General features: G+C 61.6%; 22 protein-coding genes and 1 pseudogene. 13 read left to right on the forward strand and 10 right to left on the reverse strand.

Annotated elements, in window-relative coordinates:
* Positions 1-309: 309 nt before the first annotated feature.
* Positions 310-792, reverse strand: coding sequence for a hypothetical protein (locus ALTAJ2_RS16435; protein ID WP_239647751.1), 483 nt, complete (start codon positions 790-792; stop codon positions 310-312).
* 391 nt (positions 793-1,183) lie between these two features.
* Between ALTAJ2_RS16435 and ALTAJ2_RS19255 the strand changes: the two are divergent.
* The 9 genes and pseudogenes from ALTAJ2_RS19255 to ALTAJ2_RS16475 all read left to right on the forward strand — a co-directional run.
* A pseudogene (locus ALTAJ2_RS19255) lies at positions 1,184-1,264 on the forward strand (IS6 family transposase); the annotation flags it as partial.
* Between the two features lie 450 nt (positions 1,265-1,714).
* A complete protein-coding gene (locus ALTAJ2_RS16440; protein ID WP_007107514.1) occupies positions 1,715-2,236 on the forward strand; it encodes a hypothetical protein in 522 nt (173 codons plus the stop codon).
* A gap of 3 nt (positions 2,237-2,239) precedes the next feature.
* The gene (locus ALTAJ2_RS16445; RefSeq protein ID WP_007107513.1) at positions 2,240-2,893 is read left to right on the forward strand and encodes a hypothetical protein; all 654 of its coding nucleotides are present in this window, start codon (positions 2,240-2,242) and stop codon (positions 2,891-2,893) included.
* 23 nt (positions 2,894-2,916) lie between these two features.
* Complete coding sequence (locus ALTAJ2_RS16450) at positions 2,917-3,420, forward strand: hypothetical protein (RefSeq protein WP_239647752.1); 504 nt, start codon at positions 2,917-2,919, stop codon at positions 3,418-3,420.
* A gap of 462 nt (positions 3,421-3,882) precedes the next feature.
* A complete protein-coding gene (locus ALTAJ2_RS16455; RefSeq protein ID WP_007107511.1) occupies positions 3,883-5,085 on the forward strand; it encodes an MFS transporter in 1,203 nt (400 codons plus the stop codon).
* A gap of 15 nt (positions 5,086-5,100) precedes the next feature.
* Positions 5,101-6,330: an HAD-IIA family hydrolase gene (locus tag ALTAJ2_RS16460; protein ID WP_007107510.1), complete on the forward strand. Its 1,230-nt coding sequence runs from the start codon at positions 5,101-5,103 to the stop codon at positions 6,328-6,330.
* A 456-nt stretch (positions 6,331-6,786) separates the two neighbouring features.
* Positions 6,787-7,353, forward strand: a complete 567-nt coding sequence (locus ALTAJ2_RS16465; RefSeq protein ID WP_007107509.1) for an outer membrane protein assembly factor BamB family protein — start codon at positions 6,787-6,789, stop codon at positions 7,351-7,353.
* Entirely contained in the window at positions 7,346-8,635 is a 1,290-nt protein-coding gene (locus ALTAJ2_RS16470) for an outer membrane protein assembly factor BamB family protein (RefSeq protein WP_007107508.1), read from the forward strand. Before ALTAJ2_RS16465 ends, ALTAJ2_RS16470 begins: the two co-directional genes overlap by 8 nt.
* Positions 8,636-9,290: 655 nt before the next feature.
* Positions 9,291-9,548 carry a DUF1993 domain-containing protein gene (locus tag ALTAJ2_RS16475; RefSeq protein ID WP_007107507.1) on the forward strand — a complete coding sequence of 86 codons (258 nt, stop codon included), beginning with the start codon at positions 9,291-9,293 and terminating at the stop codon, positions 9,546-9,548.
* A gap of 12 nt (positions 9,549-9,560) precedes the next feature.
* On the opposite strand, the gene ALTAJ2_RS16480 is transcribed toward ALTAJ2_RS16475, so the two are convergent.
* The 3 genes from ALTAJ2_RS16480 to ALTAJ2_RS20330 all read right to left on the reverse strand — a co-directional run bounded on the left by ALTAJ2_RS16480 (position 9,561) and on the right by ALTAJ2_RS20330 (position 14,690).
* Positions 9,561-9,878, reverse strand: coding sequence for a hypothetical protein (locus ALTAJ2_RS16480; RefSeq protein WP_049899530.1), 318 nt, complete (start codon positions 9,876-9,878; stop codon positions 9,561-9,563).
* A gap of 8 nt (positions 9,879-9,886) precedes the next feature.
* Positions 9,887-14,125 (reverse strand): hypothetical protein, encoded by a 4,239-nt coding sequence (locus ALTAJ2_RS16485; RefSeq protein ID WP_007107505.1) that lies wholly within the window; start codon positions 14,123-14,125, stop codon positions 9,887-9,889.
* A 430-nt stretch (positions 14,126-14,555) separates the two neighbouring features.
* Positions 14,556-14,690: a hypothetical protein gene (locus tag ALTAJ2_RS20330; RefSeq protein WP_257720320.1), complete on the reverse strand. Its 135-nt coding sequence runs from the start codon at positions 14,688-14,690 to the stop codon at positions 14,556-14,558.
* 58 nt (positions 14,691-14,748) lie between these two features.
* Between ALTAJ2_RS20330 and ALTAJ2_RS16490 the strand changes: the two genes are divergently transcribed.
* The gene (locus ALTAJ2_RS16490) at positions 14,749-16,035 is read left to right on the forward strand and encodes an RNA-guided endonuclease TnpB family protein (RefSeq protein WP_007107504.1); all 1,287 of its coding nucleotides are present in this window, start codon (positions 14,749-14,751) and stop codon (positions 16,033-16,035) included.
* 129 nt (positions 16,036-16,164) lie between these two features.
* Here the strand turns inward: ALTAJ2_RS16490 and ALTAJ2_RS16495 are convergent, their stop codons facing one another.
* The 4 genes from ALTAJ2_RS16495 to ALTAJ2_RS16510 all read right to left on the reverse strand — a co-directional run bounded on the left by ALTAJ2_RS16495 (position 16,165) and on the right by ALTAJ2_RS16510 (position 19,387).
* Positions 16,165-16,569 carry a hypothetical protein gene (locus tag ALTAJ2_RS16495; protein ID WP_007107503.1) on the reverse strand — a complete coding sequence of 135 codons (405 nt, stop codon included), beginning with the start codon at positions 16,567-16,569 and terminating at the stop codon, positions 16,165-16,167.
* A 246-nt stretch (positions 16,570-16,815) separates the two neighbouring features.
* Positions 16,816-17,172 (reverse strand): hypothetical protein, encoded by a 357-nt coding sequence (locus ALTAJ2_RS16500; RefSeq protein ID WP_007107502.1) that lies wholly within the window; start codon positions 17,170-17,172, stop codon positions 16,816-16,818.
* Between the two features lie 68 nt (positions 17,173-17,240).
* Positions 17,241-19,043, reverse strand: a complete 1,803-nt coding sequence (locus tag ALTAJ2_RS16505; protein ID WP_007107501.1) for a HEAT repeat domain-containing protein — start codon at positions 19,041-19,043, stop codon at positions 17,241-17,243.
* The gene (locus tag ALTAJ2_RS16510) at positions 19,040-19,387 is read right to left on the reverse strand and encodes a DUF7716 domain-containing protein (RefSeq protein ID WP_144240258.1); all 348 of its coding nucleotides are present in this window, start codon (positions 19,385-19,387) and stop codon (positions 19,040-19,042) included. Before ALTAJ2_RS16510 ends, ALTAJ2_RS16505 begins: the two co-directional genes overlap by 4 nt.
* A gap of 185 nt (positions 19,388-19,572) precedes the next feature.
* Between ALTAJ2_RS16510 and ALTAJ2_RS16515 the strand changes: the two genes are divergently transcribed.
* Positions 19,573-19,941 (forward strand): hypothetical protein, encoded by a 369-nt coding sequence (locus ALTAJ2_RS16515; protein WP_007107499.1) that lies wholly within the window; start codon positions 19,573-19,575, stop codon positions 19,939-19,941.
* 120 nt (positions 19,942-20,061) lie between these two features.
* Here ALTAJ2_RS16515 and ALTAJ2_RS16520 read toward each other — a convergent pair whose 3' ends face one another.
* Positions 20,062-20,430 (reverse strand): hypothetical protein, encoded by a 369-nt coding sequence (locus ALTAJ2_RS16520; RefSeq protein WP_049899585.1) that lies wholly within the window; start codon positions 20,428-20,430, stop codon positions 20,062-20,064.
* 165 nt (positions 20,431-20,595) lie between these two features.
* Positions 20,596-20,919, reverse strand: coding sequence for a DUF2262 domain-containing protein (locus ALTAJ2_RS16525; RefSeq protein WP_007107497.1), 324 nt, complete (start codon positions 20,917-20,919; stop codon positions 20,596-20,598).
* Between the two features lie 292 nt (positions 20,920-21,211).
* Between ALTAJ2_RS16525 and ALTAJ2_RS16530 the strand changes: the two genes are divergently transcribed.
* Both ALTAJ2_RS16530 and ALTAJ2_RS16535 read left to right on the forward strand, forming a co-directional pair.
* On the forward strand, positions 21,212-21,415 hold the full coding sequence (locus ALTAJ2_RS16530; RefSeq protein ID WP_144240259.1) for a hypothetical protein: 204 nt from the start codon (positions 21,212-21,214) through the stop codon (positions 21,413-21,415).
* 33 nt (positions 21,416-21,448) lie between these two features.
* Positions 21,449-22,381 carry a HEAT repeat domain-containing protein gene (locus ALTAJ2_RS16535; RefSeq protein WP_144240260.1) on the forward strand — a complete coding sequence of 311 codons (933 nt, stop codon included), beginning with the start codon at positions 21,449-21,451 and terminating at the stop codon, positions 22,379-22,381.
* Positions 22,382-22,478 lie beyond the last annotated feature (97 nt).

A 22,478-nucleotide genomic window follows, 5' to 3' on the forward strand; every position in this document is an offset into this window, starting at 1 on the left:
GTAGAAGTTGAGGCTGGTCTTCTCGGCGGATACGAGGTGACCGACTCGGTATTATGTTGACAAAGATACGCCATTAACTAATTGTTGACAAGTACTCTCCGATATTCGGTTATTTCTACAGCGATATTATCCCGCTCCAGGCGCGTACAAGATACGCAAAAGACAGTTAGTATACACATAGCATGAAATCCAAACAGGACTTCCGGTATGGGATCAGTCCCGGTCCGCTTCCTTCCACTCACGTCGTTCTCCGGGAGTCATCTACCGATTCGGGAGAGATCGAAGCCAGTAGAGCCGCGTACGAGTCTGTTAATCGTAGTGCATAACACTGTAGCTTACGTACACCGGTACCGGTCGGGAGAAGGTGTCGCCCTCGATTGACAGTGTCACATCGACCGAGCGCGGTGCCGCCCCTTTGAGGTCCGGAAACGTTGCCACAGGCCAACTTACGACCTCACCATCGCGGCTGAGTGTCTTCGAGATCTGGACCGTAATAACAAGTCCTTCGGTCTCTGCCTCGTCCGGCGGACTCGACATACCACTTCCGACTTCCTCCACGCCGAGTCTGCGGGCCGTTACCGTCCGCGCTCGAGTCGCGCCCACCTCGGCGCTTTCAATCCGGCCCCACTCCTCGAACGACCAGGTATCGTACGCGGCGGGCTCGCCGCCGCTCATGTGACTCACATATCGAACAGTTTTGTTTTGTGGGAAGTGTTCCACATTGTCCTGTTCGTAGCCCGGGTCGTCAGTAATGGTCCGGTCGACACTGACCGGCTCGCCGTCGGGACGCACAGGGTCTCTCGAGTCGGCTTCTGTCGCCCACTGGCGAACACGCGAGGAGTTCGTCGTGGGTGACGTGGCTGCCGACGACTGCGGTGCGGTCGTTGTGGGGTCCGATTCAGTGTCCCGTCCTGCCGGTTCAGGCTCAGTACCACTCAAACAGCCGACTGTGCCGAGAACACTACTAGAACCGAGTAGACAGAGGACCCGTCGTCGTTGCATACAATATTTCCAGATTTGGTGGATAAATATTTTGTGCGTGATCTCGCGGCACCGCTTGGAGTGGCTGGTTCCAGCAGTAGACGTAGCTCTGTAACCCTGTTCAGCGGTTGTTGAATTGGCGTTTCTCGCACTGTCCAGTTGAACCAGTTTGAGAAGTGAGTCGGTCGTAACGGTGAGTTGATTGAGGCTCGCAGACCTGCTCAGCGAAAGCTATGCGGCAGGTTTAGAAGAATCGTGGGCGAACGAGCGGACGGTGACGCCGTCGTGGGTCACCGTGGAAACGCAGCTATTGAGGAATCCAGTACGAAACACGATTCTTCGTGTGCTTCTTTTTGGAAGCGTCACCCTTCTCGACAAGCGTCTCGAGCCGCCGCTGAATCGTCCACCGCGACGCGTCCTCAAATCGGTCGACAAGATCAGAGACGGTATACGGCTCACAGGGATTCATCTCTTGGAGTACCTGCTGGGGCGTTGGTGCTTCCGGCTCTCTTGGCACACTATCACATTGTGAGTCGCCTATCCTTAAATATGAATCATGTGGTGCATTGTCTTTATTCTTTGCTCCAAAAGGAAAATTATAACATGTTGCTCCATATGGTGCAGTATAGGCGGAAAGATAAAACCGATTGAACCCTCACGAAATATGAGTAAGAAAAATAGTCAGGGACGAAACTGGGTGGGGATCATAGCCGCTATATTGGCATTTTTTATCGTGTTGAATGTCATTTCGTACATATGGTTCCCGTTCCTCCCGTGGTTCGAGCAACGAGACGCTGGTCAGGAAACAGTCGAACAGACGTACGACGCCGAGAACGCGATCCAGCAGTACGAAGAGTTCCGCCAGATGTACCACGACATCGAAGCACAGCGGAACCAAGTCGAGAACGCCTACGACGAAGACGAGTCGTTCCACGAGACCTACGGTGACGATCCGAACAACTGGAGTCGGACCGCAGAGACGCGCCACGGACGGATACACGAACGAATCACCGGCAACCAGAACCAACTCGAGCAGTTGGTCGCAGACTACAACGCACAGTCGGATATGGCCAATAAAGAGCTGTTCAAATGCCATCTGCCGTATAAAGTCGATGATCGGTTCGCGATACAGGGGCCACCGGGAAGTGGTGACGCCGAGCAGCCTGTCGACACCGGCCCCAACGGAAACTCGATCAATGGGAGCCCACCCGAAGCGAAACAGTGCGACGGACTACCTGATAAAGTCGAAAGTTAATCTATGAATAAGAAACAACTCATCCTGATCTTCGCGGTCGTCGGAATGGTCACCCTTGCGGGCTGTGGTGTCTTTGGAAACGATACATCGTCGGGCGACGAGTCAGCTGACGATCTCGCCAGCGATACGAACACCGAGCGATCCACGGACTACGGAGGGAGCTACCTCTACGAAATCGGAGTGACGGAAGCCAACCAGCAGGGGTTGATCCGCTCACAACCCCCGTTCAAGATGGACAACTCGTTAGAACGGCAGAATTTAATCGACCGCTACAAGTACCTCAACGACCGGAATAATGTCCATCACGTGTACCTAATGTCTCACGACGGGAAGGTCGTCTCATACTATACCGCACAGGGGAAAGTCTCGAGTGTCAACTCGAAGTTGACCAACGACCGCCAACTCGTCAAGGTCCCTGACGCAAAGTACGATGAGGGGAATGGCGCGGCTGGCCCGAGTGGGCCTAACTGGAAGCTCGTCGAGTCGCCTCAGATGGACGGATCGTACGGCTCGAATGGAGATGCAATCTTCTTCTTTACCACTGACGGGCATTACGTCGAGTGGAACGGGCTCTATGTCGTTTCGGAGGAGCCGAAGAACATCCAGACACCGGTCACGCTGACCGACGAGGTTGACGAGAACGAGTCCGAAAACTAACTGCCCCTTCTCACACTCAATTCATGAATCGACGCGCATTCCTTGCCACAGTCAGCGCTGTTCCCTTCGGCGGATGTACGGCGATTGGCGACAGCAAGACTGACGGCCAACAGAACCACACACCGACGAACGAGTCCGACGGCCCTGTCGTTGATGACCCACCCGAAGAGGTGGCGGCTGTCCAACCACTCGCCGAGGCGTTCCACACGCATATCACCGAGTTCTACCCAGATGCCCGCGTGTTCATCACGCCGTCCGGGGAGATCGTGATGGACTACCAGGGGGATGCCTCGAGCGGCGATGCGCTCAAACGTGAGTACAACAATATCGCCACGGAGTACGCCGAAGTGATCGAAACCGAAGGGACCGAGCCGACGACACTCATCATCTCCCCATCCAACGTCAAGGTGTATGTAGTCGAATCGGCACTTCGGGCCTACGTGAACGACGAAATCGACGAAAAAGCCTTCCTCGAGACAATCGAGCTGAAAACCAGTGAGCAAAGAGATCCAACGGCTGGCGAGTGAGGAGGCACTGCCCGGCGAAGACGCGAGTACAGCGACGATTCGGTGCGAGTCGCCATACTGCGATCGCGAAGTCTACGAAGCTGCGACCGTGGACGTCGTTGTTGGTGCGACTGTTGGGGAGTGGTCAGACCCCCGACCCCATGTCGGAGTCACTGGTACAGATTCAGCGTCTCCGGTGGTTGAGCAGTGGTGCCTAACGTGTGCCGAACAAGAGTTCGGTATCGAAACAAGCGCCCACGAAAAACGCGTCGAGCAGGTGTCGCAGTACGTTACAATGCGCACAGTCTCCGCGTTCCTGACGGGGATCGTGATTGCATTGCTGGTAAGTTCCGTGCTATTGGTATAGCGTCTCGTTGTTCTCGATTCATATCCTCTCGGGAACCGGTCATAGTTCTCTCAGTTAGTCCTTCGACCCGTGTTAGGTCGCCAATCATAATACGTCACCTGAGAAAGAACACTCGGATGCAATTGCAAGAGGTTCGGTGGCGATATTATCTCTATTCGCTCACCGAAACACAGGGACTCATCGCTCCAGTCTGGGTTCTCGTTCTACAGGCTCGTGGACTCTCCTACACGGATATCGGCTTTCTCGGTGCGTTATATTGGGCAGTGCTTGTGCTCGCAGAGATACCGACCGGGTATATCGGTGATCGAATCGGCCGACGGCGGAGTCTGTTCATCGCTGCACTCGTAACGGCTGGCGGGGTCGGCGGACTCGCGTTCGCTCGCACTTTGCTCTCGTTCGCGCTGGCACTTACCGCATGGGCAGTCGGGATCACGTTTCGTTCCGGGACGGCCGATGCCTGGCTGTACAGTGCACTCGGCCGGTCTGGCATTGCCGATGCCTACACCCATGTCCGCGGCCGTGGGCGAGCAGTCAAATTGGCCGCAACTGCCATAACTGCAGCCATCGGGGGAGTCCTTTATACGAAATCACTCGTCGCTCCGTTCTTCCTTATTGCCGGTTTATTAGCCGTCAACGCAGCCGTCGTGTTGTCGTTTCCGACGGTCTCCGACGGCCAAGAGCACTCTCGGTCGGAGTCATGGCGCTTCTCGACGACGCGCCAAGAACTGACGGCGGCGTTCGAACGGCCAGGGATACGGGGTTTCGTCGGATACACGGTTCTCCTGTTCGGCCTCGTCGAGGTTACCCGGACGTTCGTTCAGCCGATCGTCGTCGGCGATCAGGTTGGGCTCCCCGTTGCCGCAGTTGGAGCATTGTATGCGTGTTTCAATATCGTTGCTGCTGGCGCGAGCGCTCTCACCAGTCGGATCGAGCAAACCCTCGGGGTCCGCCGTTGGTTTCTCTTAGGACCGCTTCTACTAGCTGGAAGCCTCGTGATCCTCCCTCTGGTCCCAGCCGCGACCGTCCCAGCGTTCGTTGGAATGGAAGCTATCTGGCACGTCAGCCAGACGTTCCAGAGCCGTATCGTCAACGATCGGACGCGCAACCGGCGGCGAGCGACTGTTCTCAGCGTCGTCTCGATGGGCGGCGGCGTCGCTGCGATCGCGTTCCGCGCCGTGGGTGGTGTCCTGGCTGATACGGTCAGTCCACTCCTGATGCTTGCCCTACTCGCCCTCGTCTTCGTGGTCGGTTCGGGCGTGCTATTTACAGTCACATCGGGGACGGTGTTTCGGACGACGGAAACGGATATAAGTCAATAATACTACTCCATAGTCATGGTGATTGCCGACCAGTTCGAGACGTTTTTGTTCGATCTCGACGGCGTGATTTATTCCGGCAACGATGCGCTCCCGGAGGCAGTCACGACCGTCAATCGACTCTTCGAACGCGACAAGCGAATCCGGTTTCTCACGAACGATCCACGACCGACGCGGGAGGCAGTCGTCGCCGACCTCCGCGAACTCGGGATCGAAGCGGACGAGAACGAGATCATCACCGCAGCGTCGGCGACGGCGACGTATCTCCGTCGTGAGGGCATTTCGACGGCGGCGGTCGTCGGGAGTGAGGGGCTGCGCACGGAACTTCGTCAGCAGGGGATTACTGTCACCGATGACTCACCGGACGCGATCGTCGTCGGAGCCGATGAGCAGACGGCGTATTCGGATATCCGACGGGCCGCGAGACACATCGAGCGAGGCGCACTGTTCGTCGGAACGAATCCCGACGGTTCGTTTCCGACACCTGACGGCCCTGCACCGGGGGCTGGGGCAATCGTCCGCGCGGTAGAAACAGCGGCCGGTACATCACCCGTGGTCGTTGGCAAACCCGAACCGCTGCTGTTCGAGATGGCGCTCCAAGGGATACCGACTGAGCGAGAAGCAGTGGTGATCGGTGATACTCCCACGACGGACGTTCTCGGGGCTCACCGTGCGGGACTCACGGGCATCCTCGTTACCGACGCGGACCCAGTCCCAACCTCGGTCCGGGATTTTTCCGACCCCGATGCGACGATCACGACGCTTGCGGATTTGTTTTCGACGCCCGTGACGCCCTGGGAGACACCCCAGTACTCGTGGCCGGATACGATTCGTCCCGGAGTCGGTGCGGTTGTGTTGAACAGTACAAACGAGGTTTTGTTGTTGAAACGAGCCGACAGGCAGCAATGGGCCCTCCCAACGGGCGCAGTCGAACGAGGTGAGGCGGTCGACGAGGCGATCATACGCGAGGTACGGGAGGAAACGGGGCTCCAGGTCGCGGTCGATCACCTCACCGGAGTCTACTCTCACCCGAAGCAGCAGGTGTTCTCGTACCCCGACGGTGAGACGGTTCACTTCGTAACGACTTGTTTCCAGTGTACCATCGAGGCCGGCACGCTCGAAGCCGATCGAGATGAGGCGCTCGAGGTCGAATTTTTCGATACGGACGAGCTTCCGGATGGGATGCTATCCATGCACCCGCAGTGGATCGCCGATGCAGTGAGGCAGAACGGTGTCTCGGTCCGATAGGAGACGCGAAATCCACACGTCGAGCCGCTAAATTGACAAACACTGAATGGTTGAAAACTGACGAGATGGAGGCAGTGCGGTGAGCGTGTTCGATGAGTTGGAACGCGGCGACAGTAACTGGGAGCCGATCCGCTTTCGGATACCGGTCGTCCGACGCTCGTTCTGGGAACACCTCGGTCCCCAAACCGTCTATTCCGGGCGTGCGTTGCCTTTCGCACCCACCTGATAGGATACCCACGACGGTGCGAGCACGGGCAGGTAGAGAGTGCTGTTATGGCCTCGACCTGCACCATTTGTCGCCCAAACATCAAGACTGATACTACCGCCGTCGCAACGGTGAACAAATGCCCTCCATGACGCGTCGTGCGGCCCTCGGCACAGTCGCCAGTCTCGTTGGCGGCGTCACGGGTTGCGCTGGTCTCCTCGATAGGGAACCGTTCCCCATCCAACGGTCGTGTGCTTTTCCTCGAGCGGACTGGCGAAGTCGGATGGACACGGAATCTTGGCGGTCCGCTGTCGGCCGTTGGGGCTACTGCCGGGACCGCATACCTCGGCGCCGCCACCGAGGAACTGCTGGCGCTGGAGACCGCGACCGGCACAGTCGCCTGGCGCGGCTCGCTGGCCAACACCGTATTCGCACGGCCGTTGGCGACCGCCGATCGGGTGTACGTCGGCGGCGCGGACTACACCCTCCGGGCGTTCGACCCGGCCTCGAGCCAGCAGTTGTGGCGCGATGACCTCGGGAACGCCGTGACCCACGGGCCGATGCAGGTCGGCGACCGCCTGGTGACGCTGGTCGGCGGGACGCACCATCTCCGTGGCTCGAGCGGCACCATCCCGTTCGACCCGACTGTCCTCTATATCCACGAGCAGGACGGTACACGCATCCGGGAAGTCAGATTCGATGATAAGTCGTTCGATGGCGGCAGCATCGAGTGGGCACAGGCGGCCGGTGAGACGGTCTATCTGGGACAAATGCACGGTTTGACGCGGATCGCTCCGGAGGCGATCACCGATGCGTGACGCCGACACCGCTGCCGACAAGCACGGTCCGTCGCGGCACGCGGCCGAGCGGCGGGACAGCCGGAACTGGTCGCGCCGACAGGCGCTCGCATCGCTCGCCTCGGCGGGCACGCTCGCCCTAGCAGGGTGCAGTCTGTCGTCGGTGCTGCCTGGCGTCCAACCCCTCTGGGAGCATGACTTCTCGACAGCAACGGCGGCAGGCCCACCGTCGGCGACCGACGATCACGTCGTCGTCGGTGGACAGGACAAACGCCTTCACGGGTTCACGGCCGACGGGGAACGGATCCTCTCCGTCGAAACCGGTGGGCCCATCGAGGCGCAACCGGCTGTCCCGTCATCGGGTGGCCCGGTCCACGTCTACAGCACCGACGGTGACCTCTACACGGTCGGGCTGTCGGGGGAGCGACTGTGGCACGTGGAAGGACAAGTCCGGAACGGGTGGCTCGGTCGACACGGCTCGCTGTTGGTCGCCATCCATCCGGACGGCGGTGTAGTCACCGGCTACGATGCGAGCGACGGCACACGTCGCTTTCAGCGGCCCGGTCGAGCGTATCCGTACCCTACACTCAGTGACTCGGCCTGTCTCTTCCTCGTCACGAACTCGGATGACGACACGAAGCTGGTGACGCTCGCTCCGGCGACCGGCGAGGTGCTGTGGAAGTCGACACCTCGTACTGGCTACCCCTCGGTCGTGGCTGCTGGCGACCGGATCGTGACGGTCCACGATTCTACCGTGCGGATGCGTCGGGTCCGCGATGGGCACGTCCTGTGGCGAACCGTGGTGGACGGCGACGTGACTAGCTACGTTGGGCTGCCAGTCTGGCTCGGCGACCACGTCTACGTGCGTGTCCGCCGTGATGATCGCTCGGACGAGCTGGTTGCCATCGAGCGCGATGGGGGAACCGTACGGTGGCGCCGGACCGTCGGATACGAACTCGAGACGGTGACGGCGACCTCACACGGTGTGTTCGCTGCGAGTTCGGTCGACGACCCCGACGGTGGCATTCTAATCCGGCTAGACGCCTTTGACCTCGATGGGACCCGGCGGTGGCAGACGACAACTGACATCGCGATCGGCGGGAGAGTCGAGGCACTCGGCCGTGCCGGTGTGATCCTCTTTGCGGCCAGCGACAACGAGCTTGCCGCCTACGACCCTGCGACCGGGAAACGTCGGTGGCGGTACGATCCCGAGACTTCCCGGATCGGTGTGACGACGGCTGCTGGCGCGCTGTACGTCTCTTACCGTGACCGCGGTGGCGTGGCGCGGCTTCCGACGAGTTGACCTAGAGCGCTTGGGCCCCGATTCGTTCGACGTCGCACTGGAATCTGTTTTGATTCCGTGGTGTGAGGTGTCCCTGGAGTCCGGACAGCGATGGCTCACCACGGGGTAGGCGAATCCGCGGCAGCACTACAGCCTACTGAGTGCCGAGCGGGCAACTCTGGATAACGTGGCCCGGGCCCGAAACCAGTTCTGTCTCCGGTGGAGGGTGTTGTCTCGAGATGCAACAAGGGTTAGCTTCCTGATTTCCGACGTGGCCACCTGAGGGGATCTTTTTTGCTGTGCACGCAACGATCGTCCCGCTCGTCGCTTTCCGTCCGTCGCTTGCTTGCGGCTCACTCCGTTCGTCGTTCGCATCGAAGAAGTACTCCCACCCGACGATTTTATCCGGCCGAATCCGCTGGAAGAAGCCTCTGAACCCCTCGTCAGTGCGGTCGCACACGTCGGACCAGCCGACCGCATACAGGCTACCGTCGGGGACCAGCGCCGCATCCGTAACGAGTCGTTCACGCTCCGAACCGAGGCGGCTCCACCACTGCACCCTCGAGTCGTCTGTTATCGCCACCCGCCTTTGTCCCCATCCATGCTTTTACGTCCTGCTCCGCATTCGGTTAGTAACACCGTAGGTTTTCACGTCGTAAGCACGAGTGGGCACCTGATGCGAGTGCTTGCCCGGGAGCCATATTCCTACATCCTGTTGGAGAGCGACGGCGAGTGGATTCTCACTTTCCTGTTCGGTAGGGCGGTGATGTGGGATGTCTCCGTGCGGCTGACTGACACCGAGGTCGTGGCTCTCGAAGATGGCGAAATCTCGATTGCCGACCTGATCGAGCGATTCAGCGCCGACAGTTCCACCTACGAAGGCAGGCAAATCACACCAGCAGTCCGTCCGGACAAGGACGACAGCCGAGACTAGGGTGTCACGCGGTCAACGCTCTTCGGTCCGGACCCGGACGTGCTGTTGCAACGTCTCCACGAACGCGGCTTCGTCGATGGCTGCAAGTGCCGCCTGTGCCGACAGTGCCTCGACCAGCCAGTTGGCGTCCCACCCGTCGAACAGGTCCGCTCGCTCGGAGACACTGAACTCGTCGAAGCTGTAGAACGAACCGCCCAGGCCGTGGCCTTTCCCCTGGAGCAGATGTCCCTCCTCGGCCTCGACGGATATCTTGACCACTCTGGGCCAGTTGGGGTCGTGGGGAACGTTGGGGTTTGGGTCTGGGCTGGAGATGACGTCGTAGGTTGCCATGGCTGCAATCAATCGTCCCTCCCCGCATCGTCCAAGGGCGAGTCGCCGCCGGCAGCGGCGAAGACGGCCGTTTCGAGTTCCGCACCGCCGACTGCGCGGAGTGCTTGGCCGAACAGGTAGGTGTGGTCTGCTTGGGCACGAGGGTTTTCCGCGGCAAGCGTGTTGACGACACGTGAGAACGTTCCTACCGGTTGGTCGTCGGCTCGGAGGCTAGCCGTCTCGCTTGTGTTCTCGATGGACTGATACACCGCCGCGACACACGCCTCGACCTCGGCGGCTGGCTGGCCCGTCGTGGTTCCCGCGACGACGATGTCGGCGTACACTTCTTCGAGGAACGCTGCCGGGTCCTCGACGTGAGCCCCCGCGGCGTACGCCCGGAGTTCCGAGTCCAGACGGCGACGCCACGCATCGGCCCCGTCCTCGACCGCGTGAACGTAGGCGCGTGTCAAGACACCCGCGACGAACCCCGAGGGTGAGTCGGACAGTTCCTGCGTTGCGGTCGCGTCGAGTCGGTCCGTCACGACTGCAAGCCACTCGTCAGTGTTCGGCTCGGCAGATCGAGTGCGACCGACGATGGCGAGCGCCTCGCCGTACACCCGCTCGAGGAGCGCGGGACGCTCGAGACCAACCCAGTCGAACGACCGGTCCTCGGCGGCCGCGACGACCGACGTGACGCCGAATCTGACTTCCTCGGGGTCGGCCTCGACGGCGAGTGCCAGCGCGGTTCCGAACACGGTGCCGACGTAGTTGACGGGGTGTGGTGGGTGGTCCGCTGCCGTAGCGGCAGTCTGGATCCGGTCAAAAACCGCTTGTACCAGCCGTTCGTGTGTCCGCGCTCCCACGTCCGTTCGCGTCAGCGCCGCCCGTAGGATTGCACCGTCAACCGCCGCGAATGCGTCGAACCAGTCGGTCTTCGTCGGGCCGTCGACCGCCCAGCGACAGTCCCGGAAGGCGGTGACGAGCGAACCGACCCACTCCCGGGAGTCCGTCGCTGTGCCGTCGGCTGCCCAGCTTGCCGCTGCCTCACCGAAGACACCGCGCAGGAAGGTGATCGGGTCGTCGACCAGGTCGGAACTGGCGGCGATTGCTTCGATTCGGTCGGAGAGCTGCTGGGACCAGATGGCCTCCCGGCGTGGCGAGATCGCGGATGGCGGCTCGCGCTCCCCGCGTCGCGGGGCCACGGATTCCAACTCGTCGTCGAACCCGTAGACCTGCGTCGACAGCGCCCCACGGTAGACCGCCGTCAGGTACCGTTCCCGCTGCTGGTCGGCTGCCTCGGCCGCAGCCCCCCGTGTCACGGACGCGTCGTACAGGTCGATCCAGTCCTCGAATCGTGGCGAGTCCGAGACCGGGAGCAGTCCGGTCCCGTAGGGACCATCGCTGACGCTGTCGGGGTAATCCCGTTCGACGCGAGCGAAGGCCGCGAGTGCCGCCGCGTGGAGCGTGGCACGGCACTCCCATTCGTCGTCGGCCAGGTCCGACGCCGCGACGGTGTCGACGAATCGCTCACACACACCGAACAACAGTTCCGCACGGTCGAAGTCGCGGTAGCCCATGACACGCCGGACGGCCTGTCCGTAGACATCGGCGACGAACGCCACCGGGTCGTCGAGGTCGGCGCTCGTCGCCGTTTCACAGAGGTCCGCGCCGACCGCTACCAGCCAGTGTTCGATCCGGTCCTCGGAGCAGTCGAACTCATACCCCCAGTACCCGATCGCGCCGGTGTAGGCGTGCCGTAACAGCGTCTCTCTATCGGCCTGGTTCTGGAGAAAGGCAATCGACTCCCTGACTCGGGAGCCGAGTGCGTCCACCCAGATTGAGACCTCCTCGGGTGGACACGCCGCGTCAGCCAGGGAACCGAGCGTGGCCGCGAAGCTGTTGCCGATGACGAACGCTGCGAACCCGTCGCCGTTGGTCGCAGCCGCCTGCTGGACGAGCGCGGCGACCGGTGCGAGCGCATCGTCGGCTGTTGTCGGGTCGTCGACAGTGTCGACGATCCGAGCGGATATCTCGCCGTAGATGCGACAGCGCAGATTCAGCCCCGACTCCTCGGCGATCGTCTCCGCGTCGATCATCCCGTACAGGACCTGGTCGACACAGGCGAGCGCGGCGTGATTCGGTCCGGTGCCGTTCGCTGGCCACGCGAGCGTTCGCAGGGCGATCCCAAAGGTACTCACGATCGGTTCGTAGTCGCCACCAGCGGAGTCGCGTCCGTGCGGCGTCGCGGTCTCGTTCGTGAGCGCAATGGCCCGATCCGCGATCGCCTCGATCCACGCGTCGGTCGTCGGGTCCTCGGTCGCTGTCGCTGCCATCGCGGTACCGTAGACCGACCCGCGGTACGTGATGGCCGCATCGACATCGCCACGATTCCGTGCGACATCCGCGACGAGGTCGTCGACGAGCGAGAGCCACTGCGTCGCGGCAGTCGGCTGTGCGGTCCGTGCGACGACTGCGATAGCGTCGGCGACGACGTGCCCGACGAACGCCGCGTCGAGGTCGCTGTCGGGGATGCCGGCGATGGACGCGAGCGGACTCTGGCCCGTGATCGAGTCGACCTCAAGGGTTCGACGGGACGGACGTCTGGTTTCGGGCCAGTCCATTGCGGACAGCAGGTCGTCGGCGACCGTCTGGGGTGTCCGATCGGGTGCGACTTCGACGTTGCCCAGTTCGAACTCGGTGCGGTCGCGCCAGGCAGTGACGTCGGCACAGCCAGCCCGTGTGGCGACGGTGTCGAACTGTCCTCGGTTCTCGTCGTCACAGATGAGTAGTGCGCCCGAACACGTTCCGTCATCGACCCAGTCGGCCAGCGCCCGTACACCCGCATCGCTCATAATCCGTGCTGGCTCACCGTTGTAGGTCGCGACCACGAGCGCGTTCGGCGTGGCGTCGATGCCCGCTCTGATGTGATCGGGCTGGTGGAGATCGGGGAGTCTGACCGTCTTTCCCCACGCCATGAGTTCCCTCGCGACATCCGCTGCGAGCCGTCGCTTCCCGCTGGCTTTCGGTCCCGAGAGTATAACGAGCCCGCCGTCGAGTGCGTCGACGACCTCGTCGACGTCGATCCCCGACACTCCCTCCTCCGTCTCGGGGCCGTCACTCGAGTCCGGGAACTCCCGATCCGTTGCAGCCGTCTGTAACGCCGCTGGTCCTTCCCAGTGCCAGGCACCGACCAGGGGAACGGACCCGTACTCGTTGGGCCCTATCGCGACCTCGTCCAGCGTCGACGCGACTGCTCGCAAGTCAGTCCGGACCCCATCGGTCGCGGAACTCGTATCGGCGATGACCGTCTCTGCCTCGGGCCGGGCGGCCAGCCGCTGGTCGATCCGTGTCCGCATCGGCTCGGACGCGAACACCCGAAACCGTTCGATCGTCCCGGGTGGGAGGTCGACGGCGATCTCGAGCGCTTCAGCGGCACCGGCGAGCGGCCGATGTCGAACCAGCGGCTCGAACCACCCCGTATCGTCGTCTACCAGCGAACTCGCGACCAGACCGAGTGCGGTGGCGACCGCTGGGGACATTGCAACTGGGTCAGGACCGAACCCCTCGGCATCCGGATCCAGGGATGAGATGAGGTCGAGCGCCGCCTCGCCGAGTGGCTCGACCGTGCCGTCACACTCGCCGACCACTGCCCTGACGTCCGGTCCGACGAGAACCGTTTCGGACCCGTACTGCGACAGCGAGAGGAAGGCTGCGGGCGTGACAGTCGCCTCGACGGTCCCGATCCGTTCCTGTAGTGGCTCGTCCTCGAAGTCGTAGCGGGGATAGGTGACACGTTCGACGAGGGTCAGGTTCTCCTCGTATTCCGGATCAAACGTGTTCTGTCGGGAGCTGGCTTCGCGAATTTCGTGGAACGACTTGCCGTAGTCCGACGGCGGTATTCGAACCACGAGCACGGAATCGACTCGCTCGAGGAACGCAGCAGACGCGAGGTGACCGCGCCGGCAGAGCCAGTCGAGGCTCCGTGGCCGCGTCACGAGTACTGCACCCCTGGGACGAGCGAACAGGGCATTCATGTTTTCTCGGTCGTCATCACCGGGATGCAAAACTGCCGACACAAAATCGTCGACGATCACGAGTTCGTCGGCGTCGATGGCTGTCGTTTCTGCGAGCCGCTCGACGGATGGGCCGAGCCGACGCAAGTGATATGACTTTCCGACGCTGGGTGCCCCGAGGACGAGTGTAACCTCACACGGGTCGATCGCGTCGCACAGTTCGCTGGGCGTGACTTCTTGAACCGTTCGTTCCATGTATTCCCCACGACTGACCCCACCAACGACTGCGTCCGGATGGCAGACTCTGCCGAGTATATCTATTCAGTAGGTTTACTAGGGAATATAAATGTTTGCCGTTAGACGGACATCTCCGAGTCCGATCCAGCCGCCAGTTCTTGTCACCGCCTGCCGATTATCCCTCGGCATCTTCGCCGTTGTCGAGGGGCACATTTCGAGTTAGTCCCACACGCTTAACTCTCATCTGGCTTGTGGGATCACGACGGTCACGGAAGCAGATCTCGGACACGAGAACATCGTCACCTTCGGAGAGGGTGGGAACAGCGCCTTTGCGTTCGACGACGGTATCGACGAACCGAACCTGCCTGTGATTTTCATCTTTCTTCAAGCAGGAAACCGCGCCGTTTACGGCGCGGAGGAATGCGACACTTGACTGTCTGTCCACCAACTATGACCCGTCGCGTTCCAGGCACTTCGCGCCCTCGAGCATCAAGCCCTTCCAGGTGTAGCCGCGCTCGTCTTTGAGATCGCTGAGGCGTTCGTGCTGTTCGTCGCTGACTGTGAATCGGACTTCTTTGCTCATACATATGTGTATCAACCGTGTTCTTTTTGTGTGTTCCGGTCGTAACATTCAATGTCGAATGACTGCCGAAACGACCGTCACGAAGACGCTCGAGGCGACGACGGTGCCACCGACGGCACACAAGCAGCGTCGGCTCGAGGATACCGTGGCGGCCTACCGCGACGCGCTCGAAGCCGCCTTCGAGAGCGGTGCGGATACGCAATCGGCAGTCAACGATATCGTCACCGGCTACGACCTCACCTCCTACGCCAAGGACGCGCTCAAACAGTACGTCCCGCAACTGCGCCGAACCTATGACGCCGACGAGTTGGCTGACGACCATCCGGTGCGGTTCACCAACCGCGGTTTCCGAATCGACTACTCGTCCGATCGCGAGTACGGGTTCTGTTGGCGCGTCCCGCAGGCCGGCCGTGGGAACGCGTTCTGGATTCCGTTGCGGATCAACCCTAGCCAGGAAGACCTGTGGTTCGACCTGCTCGAAGGTGAGGCTTCGGTCGGTGAGTTCCGGCTGTTCCAGAACCGCCGGACGTGGACCTTGCACGTCACCATCGAGTACACGATCAAGGAACCCGACGCGAGTGACGATCCGACGTACGTCGGCTTCGATATCGGTGAAAGTGCGCTGATTACGGGCTGTGCCCTCAAACGCGACACACCGACGACGCCGCTGTTGATCGACGGCGGCCGGGCGCGACACCTCCGCAAGGAGATGCACACGACGCTGAAACGCCTGCAAGAGCGCGACGCCGCCGAGTGGCGACTCGACGAGCGGTTCGACCACTACCAGAACGCGCTCACGGATATCATCGAGAAAGCGTCGCGGGAAGCCGTCGAGTACGCCCGGCAGTTCGATGACCCGGTGATCGTGCTCGAGGACCTGTCGTACATCCGCGAGCGACTGGATTACGGCGCGTACATGAATCGGCGGCTTCACGCATGGGCGTTTGCCCGACTGCAAGGCCGAATCGAGGACAAGGCGCTCGAGGCTGGAATCCCGGTCGAGTGCGTTCAGCCGGCGTACACCTCGCAGACGTGCCACGCGTGCGGTCACATCGGTCGCCGTGACGAACAGGCCGAGTTCCGGTGTACGAACGACGAGTGTCACATTTCGACGTTCCAGGCCGATATCAACGCCGCGGCGAACATCGCTCGCCGCGTCGATCCGTGGGGTGAGAGCGTACCCTGGAAACCGGAGCGCGATGACACGCCACGGAATGGGAGTCCCAGTGACAGGGCCACGGAACGCCGGGAGGCGAGTCGGCAACCCCGACAGACGACCCTCTCGGAGTATGGTTCCGAAACCTCCGACGACGCGGCTTCGCTTGTAGGAAGCCCCGTCCTTTAGGACGGGCGAGGATGTCACCGACTGTAACCGGACGGCTGCCGACCCAGAAAGCAAGATCCGGTTTGCGTCGTCCGTGACCGAGTTTTTCGTACAATTCGAGGCGGGTGACGAGTGAGCAGACGGGACTTCTTAGAGGTTGCTTTCGAGCAAGGTGACGATGGATTCCGTCCGCTCGTCGACCTTGTCCATGTTGGTGCACGGTTCTTTATCCACCGTGAGGACGCCGTCTTCGTAGCTGATGTCACCGGTCATCCCTGCTTCGTTCCTGAACACGACCGATTCGAGATCCGCCTGGAGGGCTTCCCGCCCCAGTTCGTCGCTACAGATCGCCTCGAAGGCATCGATCGTCGGCCGGAAGTACACCTTCGTCCACCCTTCGAACCAGAGATCCTCGTTGACTCGCTCGTCGATGAGTGATTCCCACTCGATATCGAGATTGACCTCGAAACCGGCTGCATCGTCCATCGATTCCTTCAGGGACGGCAGTTCTTCCTCCTCGAACTGCTTTACTTTCCTCTTATTCTTTAGGTCCATTAATATTTACCCAGTCAAAAATTGCAGACTTGATTATTTAATACTATCCTTTCGATTCTCTTTTTCGTCGCGAAACGCACCGCCTGCGGGCAGATGTAGGACATCTGTATCGAACGAACTGATGACGAACGGTCGGTCATAGCAAATCACTCCGACCCGTTCGTACCAGATCCTTGCTGCCGGAGGGGATAGGGGGTCAATCGGTCGTCGTCCTGTCCGCCGTGTCGGATTCGGGCTCGTCGGTCGTCACACGTCATCTCGGTGCATTCGCCGAAATTCTCTGACAGATGTACAGTCGTGTTCGTCCAGTCGCGTGATCCAGCCGCCGAATTTGTATCGTCGCCAGCACTTTTTGCCGTCGATGAAGACGGGGTTGTCCCCGACGTCGGCCACCACGGCACTATCGATGGGCTCATCGGACTCTCGTTGCAGATACTCCCTCCCCACCGCTGGCTCGTCACTGGTACTGGTTACTGCCCATATGTCACAGAGTTGACAGACGACGTTTGCGTAGATACTGGTACGCTCGGCGGAATACCCCTCGAGGGGTGCGTCACAGAGCGCACAGTCGGTCTGGGGCTCACCCGGCGGAAACGAAACCATCTGGGGATAGCTACTTCGTTCTCGAAAATAAATACCCCTTGTCGCGGTACACAGGTACAATGACAGTCTCAGTTTTGGTCTGAACTCGGAGTGCGGTCGAGTTCGGCGAGCGTACTCGTCGCCAGCATCCGAGCACGGTCCAGCTCGTCATTCACTCCGGGGTCGTAAGCCACGATATGGGCGAGTGCGGACCGAACTGGCTCGACAGCGGCCGGCTGCAAACTGGCGATCAGGCAGATCGCTTTCAAGATCCGACAGAGTCCCGCAGGTGTCGCGAATGCGTCCGGGTCGAACGGGGAGATTGCGGGATCGACGATCCCCTCGGTGGCCGGGTCGTCGAGTTCTGCCGCCACTTCCTGGCAGGCCTGGCGGAGCGTCGGTGCGAACACGTCCACATCCTCCGGATACGCGGAGAGGCACTCCACAATGGTTTTGGCCGCGACGCCTCGACTGTTCCCACCGAGGTCGAGGACTGTGTCGGAGGCTGGTCGAATCACGTCGGGATGGGCTGTCGCGACGTGAAACAACGTCCACCCAGTCGTGATCGAGACGGTCGTCTCGGATGCTCGATCGGCGAGTTCGAGGACTGCACCGAGGTGGCCGCGGACGCCGCTTGGATAGGTTCCGGCGACCACCGAGAGGAGGGACGCGACGAACCGGCGTTCGGCCGGCGATCCTGTCCTCGCGATATCGAGAAGCGCCGGCAGCCAATCGGGGGCATATTGGGCGACGACCGGTCTGAGGACGGCTGTCAGGGTCGTTCGGGTGCTGTCGTCCGGTTCGTCCACGAGCGCGAGGAAGTCCCCGGCATGAGCGTGAATTGTGGCCGCATCTTTGCTCGTTCGCGGTTCGAACAATGCACGTGCCGCCTGCCGTCGAACGTTCACGTCGGCCGCCCGCAGGAGCGAGAGCACACGTTCGACGTCCGACGAGGACAGGGGGTCGTCATCGAGCGATTCGAGATACTTCCGGTCGGCCTGAGTCCCTTGGACGTCTCTCGATACTCGCTCGCCTTGCTCGACCGGGTCAGCGGGACCGTCGAAGACACCGACGAACCGGGCGAGGTCGAGGACGGCGACTCGGCACTCACCGTCGAGGTCGGCGGCTCGCTCGAGGAGCCATGGCATCGGCTCCAGCGCGTCCGGACGACTCCGAGCGATGGCACGAAGGAAGGTGACGGCGGGCTCGACGAACATGTCGTCTTCCCGCAGCAGTGTCGTCGCAAGTGGCACTCCGGCCCGGACGGCCTTGGGCCGGGGACGAGCGAGTGCGGCGAGCAGTTCCAGTGCTCGCCCGGCTGGCTGGTGTGCTTTGAACGCGAACCCTTCCGTTGAAACTACCGGCTGGTCCAGCATCGCGATCGCATCGGAAACGCCCGGCACCACTGCGTTGGGGTACGGTCTCGCCAGTGAGGCGAGCGTCGCAGCGGCGGCTGCCCTCATACGAGGGTCGTCGTCGGAGAGCAGCGCTAGGAGCGCGGGAATCGCGGGCCGATACAGGCCCCAGCAGTCCGCGACGGTGAACGCGAGGACTTCCGCGGCGGCGAGTCGAACGGCCGGTCGGTCGTCCGCCAGGCCGTCACAGAGCGTGGGCGCGACTGGCTGTGGCCGCACACGAACTGCCCGGAGGAGGAACGTGAGCAGGTGCCGGCGATTCGCGGATTCGTGTTCGACAACGCCGTCGAGGACCGACTGGACGAGCGTGTCCGGTTGCGGGTGCGCGCGAGCCAGTTCTTGGAGGAGGTCCCGCAAATCGTGCAACTCCGCCGCGTCGGCATCGGACCGAGGGAGGAGCGACTCGACCGCCACGGATGCTGGATCTGTCCGAATGTCCCGACGGAGGGCGGCCAGTCGGTCGCCATCGCCCGTCATCGCTCCCTCGACCCGCCCTCGTCCGCACTCTCCTCGAACGCGGGAGAGGCGTCGTGCTCGTAGTAGTACGACAGTGCGCCGCACAGCGTGTCGACTGGCGGGTCTTCGAGTCGGGCCTGGGCGTTCTCCACGACGCCTCGGACGGCGTCCCTCGTCAGGCCATCCTCAACCGGTCGCTCGCCGACGACGGGTGATTCGTCGTCAGGGTCCAGTACGAGACACGGCATGTCGAGACGCCAATCGACCGCCGTGGGGACGAAGAGAGCGTGATTCCTCGGATACGACTGCACTCGTCGGAGTACCTGCTTCAGCAGGACTGTCTCTCCCCGCTCTATGAAATTCACAGGTGACGTTCCTGCTGCTCGGTTTACTATGTATCGACTCTCGGAACCCTTTCCCTTTATCAGCGAGCCAGTCGAACTGACCGAACCCCTGGGAGCCTGCCGTAACCTGGACTGGCCCTCACGGATCGGCTCCAGTGTCGGCCCAGTCGCTGTCCGGACGCTCCCATTACCGAGGCCCGAAACGCATGGATATCGTCCGACGAGACGGCGAGGTAGTTACCTTCGAATCGCAGGACGGAGCAGTGCTTTCGATCGAGGTCGACGGCAGGCCGTACAGGATCGCCTTCCCGAACCTGAAGCCACTCACCGAGATACGAGACCACGCTCCGGACATTAATCCCGACGAGATCGCGGCCGTCCTCGGCTATTCCGTGACCTCGTTCGACGGCGATCCCATCTATCACGGCCGAATGGACGGGTCGGAACTGTCCTACGAGGTCGTCGATGCCGAGGACGAGGTGACGATGCTAGTCGCCTCGTTCGGCGAAGTCCAACCCGGCCGGTACGCCGCCACGACCGAGGCACTGGTGCGGACGAGTTCCTGTCGATTCTGAATACGGGGAGCGGACGAGCAGCCACGAGATCGCCTAGCCGAGCAGGGGGCCGTCAGTCGTCGCCCCGTATCGACGTGCTCGAGACAGGAGTCTCCCGTTCGCCATCACCGACAATAGCTGTCAGCGCCACTTCGCGACGGGGCCACCGATTTCCTTGCGCTCGATATCTATCTCGTGTTGCCAGAGCGCCTCCCCGCGATGCGGTGGGTCGTGGGCCAGCACCATCGCCACACTGAGTTCCGTAACGATACTCGGGACCAGGGTGTAGAGGTCGCTCCCGTCGGGCAGGGTGTACTCGAACGTGTCCCGCTCGGTTCCATCACTCGCCAGCATCCGTATTGTCCCCTCGACACTCGCGGTGACGACCACGCCCTCCTCCGCAGCGTATTCGGCGTGGACCAGCCCCGAGAGCGTCACGGATACTGACTCTCCCGCATACTCCCACGTCAGCGTCGTCGTTTCGTCGTCGTAGCTGTCTTCGATGTGCATCCGATCGACCTCGGTACTATCTTCCTCCACGTTCGAATCCGCTGCTGGTATCGCTACCGGTCGACCAATTATTACACTTAAAGGTACGATCAAGGTCGATCTGGTGGCGGCGAGAAAACGTGTCACGTCGAACGTGATTCACGTCGGTACCAGACGATAGGACAGTCACAGGTGCGCCTCGAAGATTCCGTTTTCGAGGGCTCCGGAGACCATGATGCTGTGTCCGAAGGACGGATCGTCGTCGTGCCAGAACGTGTACCCGCCATCGTGTTCGATGGTGACGGTTTTCGGGTCCATCCTGTCTGTGAACTCCTCGGCAGTCACCGTGTTATCCTCCGATTCGGACCACTCTCTGTTCTTGAGTTCGAGCAACTCGTCGGGGACATACTGCTGAACCCGCTCGGTCCACGTGGGCTGGTCGTCCCACAGTGCCTTCGTGACAGTGAGCCCCGACACGCCGTCGTCGGGTTCGGAGAGCCAGAGTTCCACCTCAACCTCGGTACCAGCCACTCGACTGTCGTTGCATAGATCCCGCTGCTAAATCCCCGCTCGAACGTCCCGAACTGCTCGTCCTCGTATATCTCGAGGGCTTCCGATTGGGCGATATCCCGCGACTCGTCGACCATTTCGTTCCCGTCCATCGATGCTGGATATAAGATGGCTGGTCGTGAGTGGGATTGGGTCGTCGTGTCGAATCCGGGGATATATTACAGTAAGTGCCTCCTCTCAATCAGAGGGTATGCCTGATGATTTTTATGGGGCAACCGGAACGAGGAGGAGAGTGGGGGAATTGGTCGACGCCTTCGAGGACGGGACGGCGGGCGATGTCGAATTCGAGGCGTTGCGGGAGTTGCTTGCGGCCGAAGACGGCCGAGACCGAGATGTCATCCTGTACGGCATTCGCTCAGTCGGCATCGTCGACGAGGAACGAACCGAGGCGGCCGTCGACGTGTTGCTGGAGCACTGTTTCGACCAGCCCAGGTGAGTCCGCGAACCCGCTGCCGAGAGCCTCTCGGCCATCGGTCGAGAGCGGGCCGAGACAGTGATCCGTCCCGCCGTCGACACCCTCCAACAGTGTCTCGGCGACGCCGACGAATCAACTCGGTCGGAGGCAATGTTGGCCCTCAGGGAACTGTGCAAACACCACGCCGAACTGTTTGTACCGATCGCTGACGACCTCCGAGGCGTTCTCGATGACGATAATACGTGGATCCGGGAACGCGCACTGATCGTTCTGGGGGAGATTGCTGCGGGGCGACCCGAGGCGATCGATCCGCCGTTCGACGATTTCGAGGCGTGCCTTGCCGACGACGTCCCAAACGTCCGATCCAAAGCGATCCTTCGGCTCGGATCGATCGCGGAAACGTATCCGGATGCGGACCGTCTTTCCATCGACGACTTCCGGGCGTGTCTGGACGACGACAGTTGGACGGTCTGTTCCAGTGCGACCACGGCGCTCGCATCGCTCGCGGAAACGCACCCGGAAACGGTTCGTCCCGTCATCGACGACATCCTCGAGTTGCTGTCGCCATCTGTCGAGTTCATCGGATCCGGCCCCGGCGGTGAACAGATACACATCATGCTGGCGCTCGGGCGGCTGGGCGTGACCTACCCACGCGAGGCACCCCGTATCGTCTCGGTACTACAGCGCATCTTCGACGAGGACCCGTGGGTGCGTATGGAGGCTACCGAGGCACTGCTGGCTATCGACGCTGTGGATCCTGAAGCGGCAACGGCGGCCGAGGGGATCTGTGCGCTCCTGCTCGCCGACGACGAGTCGACAGAGGCGATCGAACGGTTCGTCGCCGCGAAGCCTGCCGTGAGGGCGCTGGTGATCACCGAATTACGGTCCCGTGTCGGCGACATGGATTCGGTCGACGAGAAGCCGACCGTGGCAGCGGCATTTCGGACGATCAGTACCATCGACGACGCCTATCTCCATCTGAGCTAGGTTCTCGTCATTGGACTGGCTCACTCGGAGACCGCAATGCGGTCTGTCGCCTCCGTTAGGTCGTCCGAGACGGCATCGGGTTGGGCTGCAGCGAGTG

Source organism: Natrinema altunense, from assembly GCF_000731985.1.
Lineage (GTDB): Archaea > Halobacteriota > Halobacteria > Halobacteriales > Natrialbaceae > Natrinema > Natrinema altunense.

Excerpts from the sequence above, each read along its gene's own strand:
- ALTAJ2_RS16505 (WP_007107501.1), bottom strand. The coding sequence starts at position 19,043 with ATGACGGGCGATGGCGACCGACTGGCCGCCCTCCGTCGGGACATTCGG.
- ALTAJ2_RS16480 (WP_049899530.1), bottom strand. The coding sequence starts at position 9,878 with ATGGCAACCTACGACGTCATCTCCAGCCCAGACCCAAACCCCAACGTT.
- ALTAJ2_RS16470 (WP_007107508.1), top strand. The coding sequence starts at position 7,346 with ATGCGTGACGCCGACACCGCTGCCGACAAGCACGGTCCGTCGCGGCAC.
- ALTAJ2_RS16490 (WP_007107504.1), top strand. The coding sequence starts at position 14,749 with ATGACTGCCGAAACGACCGTCACGAAGACGCTCGAGGCGACGACGGTG.
- ALTAJ2_RS16495 (WP_007107503.1), bottom strand. The coding sequence starts at position 16,569 with ATGGACCTAAAGAATAAGAGGAAAGTAAAGCAGTTCGAGGAGGAAGAA.
- ALTAJ2_RS16450 (WP_239647752.1), top strand. The coding sequence starts at position 2,917 with ATGAATCGACGCGCATTCCTTGCCACAGTCAGCGCTGTTCCCTTCGGC.
- ALTAJ2_RS16460 (WP_007107510.1), top strand. The coding sequence starts at position 5,101 with ATGGTGATTGCCGACCAGTTCGAGACGTTTTTGTTCGATCTCGACGGC.
- ALTAJ2_RS16475 (WP_007107507.1), top strand. The coding sequence starts at position 9,291 with ATGCGAGTGCTTGCCCGGGAGCCATATTCCTACATCCTGTTGGAGAGC.
- ALTAJ2_RS16520 (WP_049899585.1), bottom strand. The coding sequence starts at position 20,430 with ATGCACATCGAAGACAGCTACGACGACGAAACGACGACGCTGACGTGG.
- ALTAJ2_RS16515 (WP_007107499.1), top strand. The coding sequence starts at position 19,573 with ATGGATATCGTCCGACGAGACGGCGAGGTAGTTACCTTCGAATCGCAG.
- ALTAJ2_RS16455 (WP_007107511.1), top strand. The coding sequence starts at position 3,883 with ATGCAATTGCAAGAGGTTCGGTGGCGATATTATCTCTATTCGCTCACC.
- ALTAJ2_RS16445 (WP_007107513.1), top strand. The coding sequence starts at position 2,240 with ATGAATAAGAAACAACTCATCCTGATCTTCGCGGTCGTCGGAATGGTC.
- ALTAJ2_RS20330 (WP_257720320.1), bottom strand. The coding sequence starts at position 14,690 with ATGAGCAAAGAAGTCCGATTCACAGTCAGCGACGAACAGCACGAACGC.
- ALTAJ2_RS16500 (WP_007107502.1), bottom strand. The coding sequence starts at position 17,172 with ATGGTTTCGTTTCCGCCGGGTGAGCCCCAGACCGACTGTGCGCTCTGT.
- ALTAJ2_RS16485 (WP_007107505.1), bottom strand. The coding sequence starts at position 14,125 with ATGGAACGAACGGTTCAAGAAGTCACGCCCAGCGAACTGTGCGACGCG.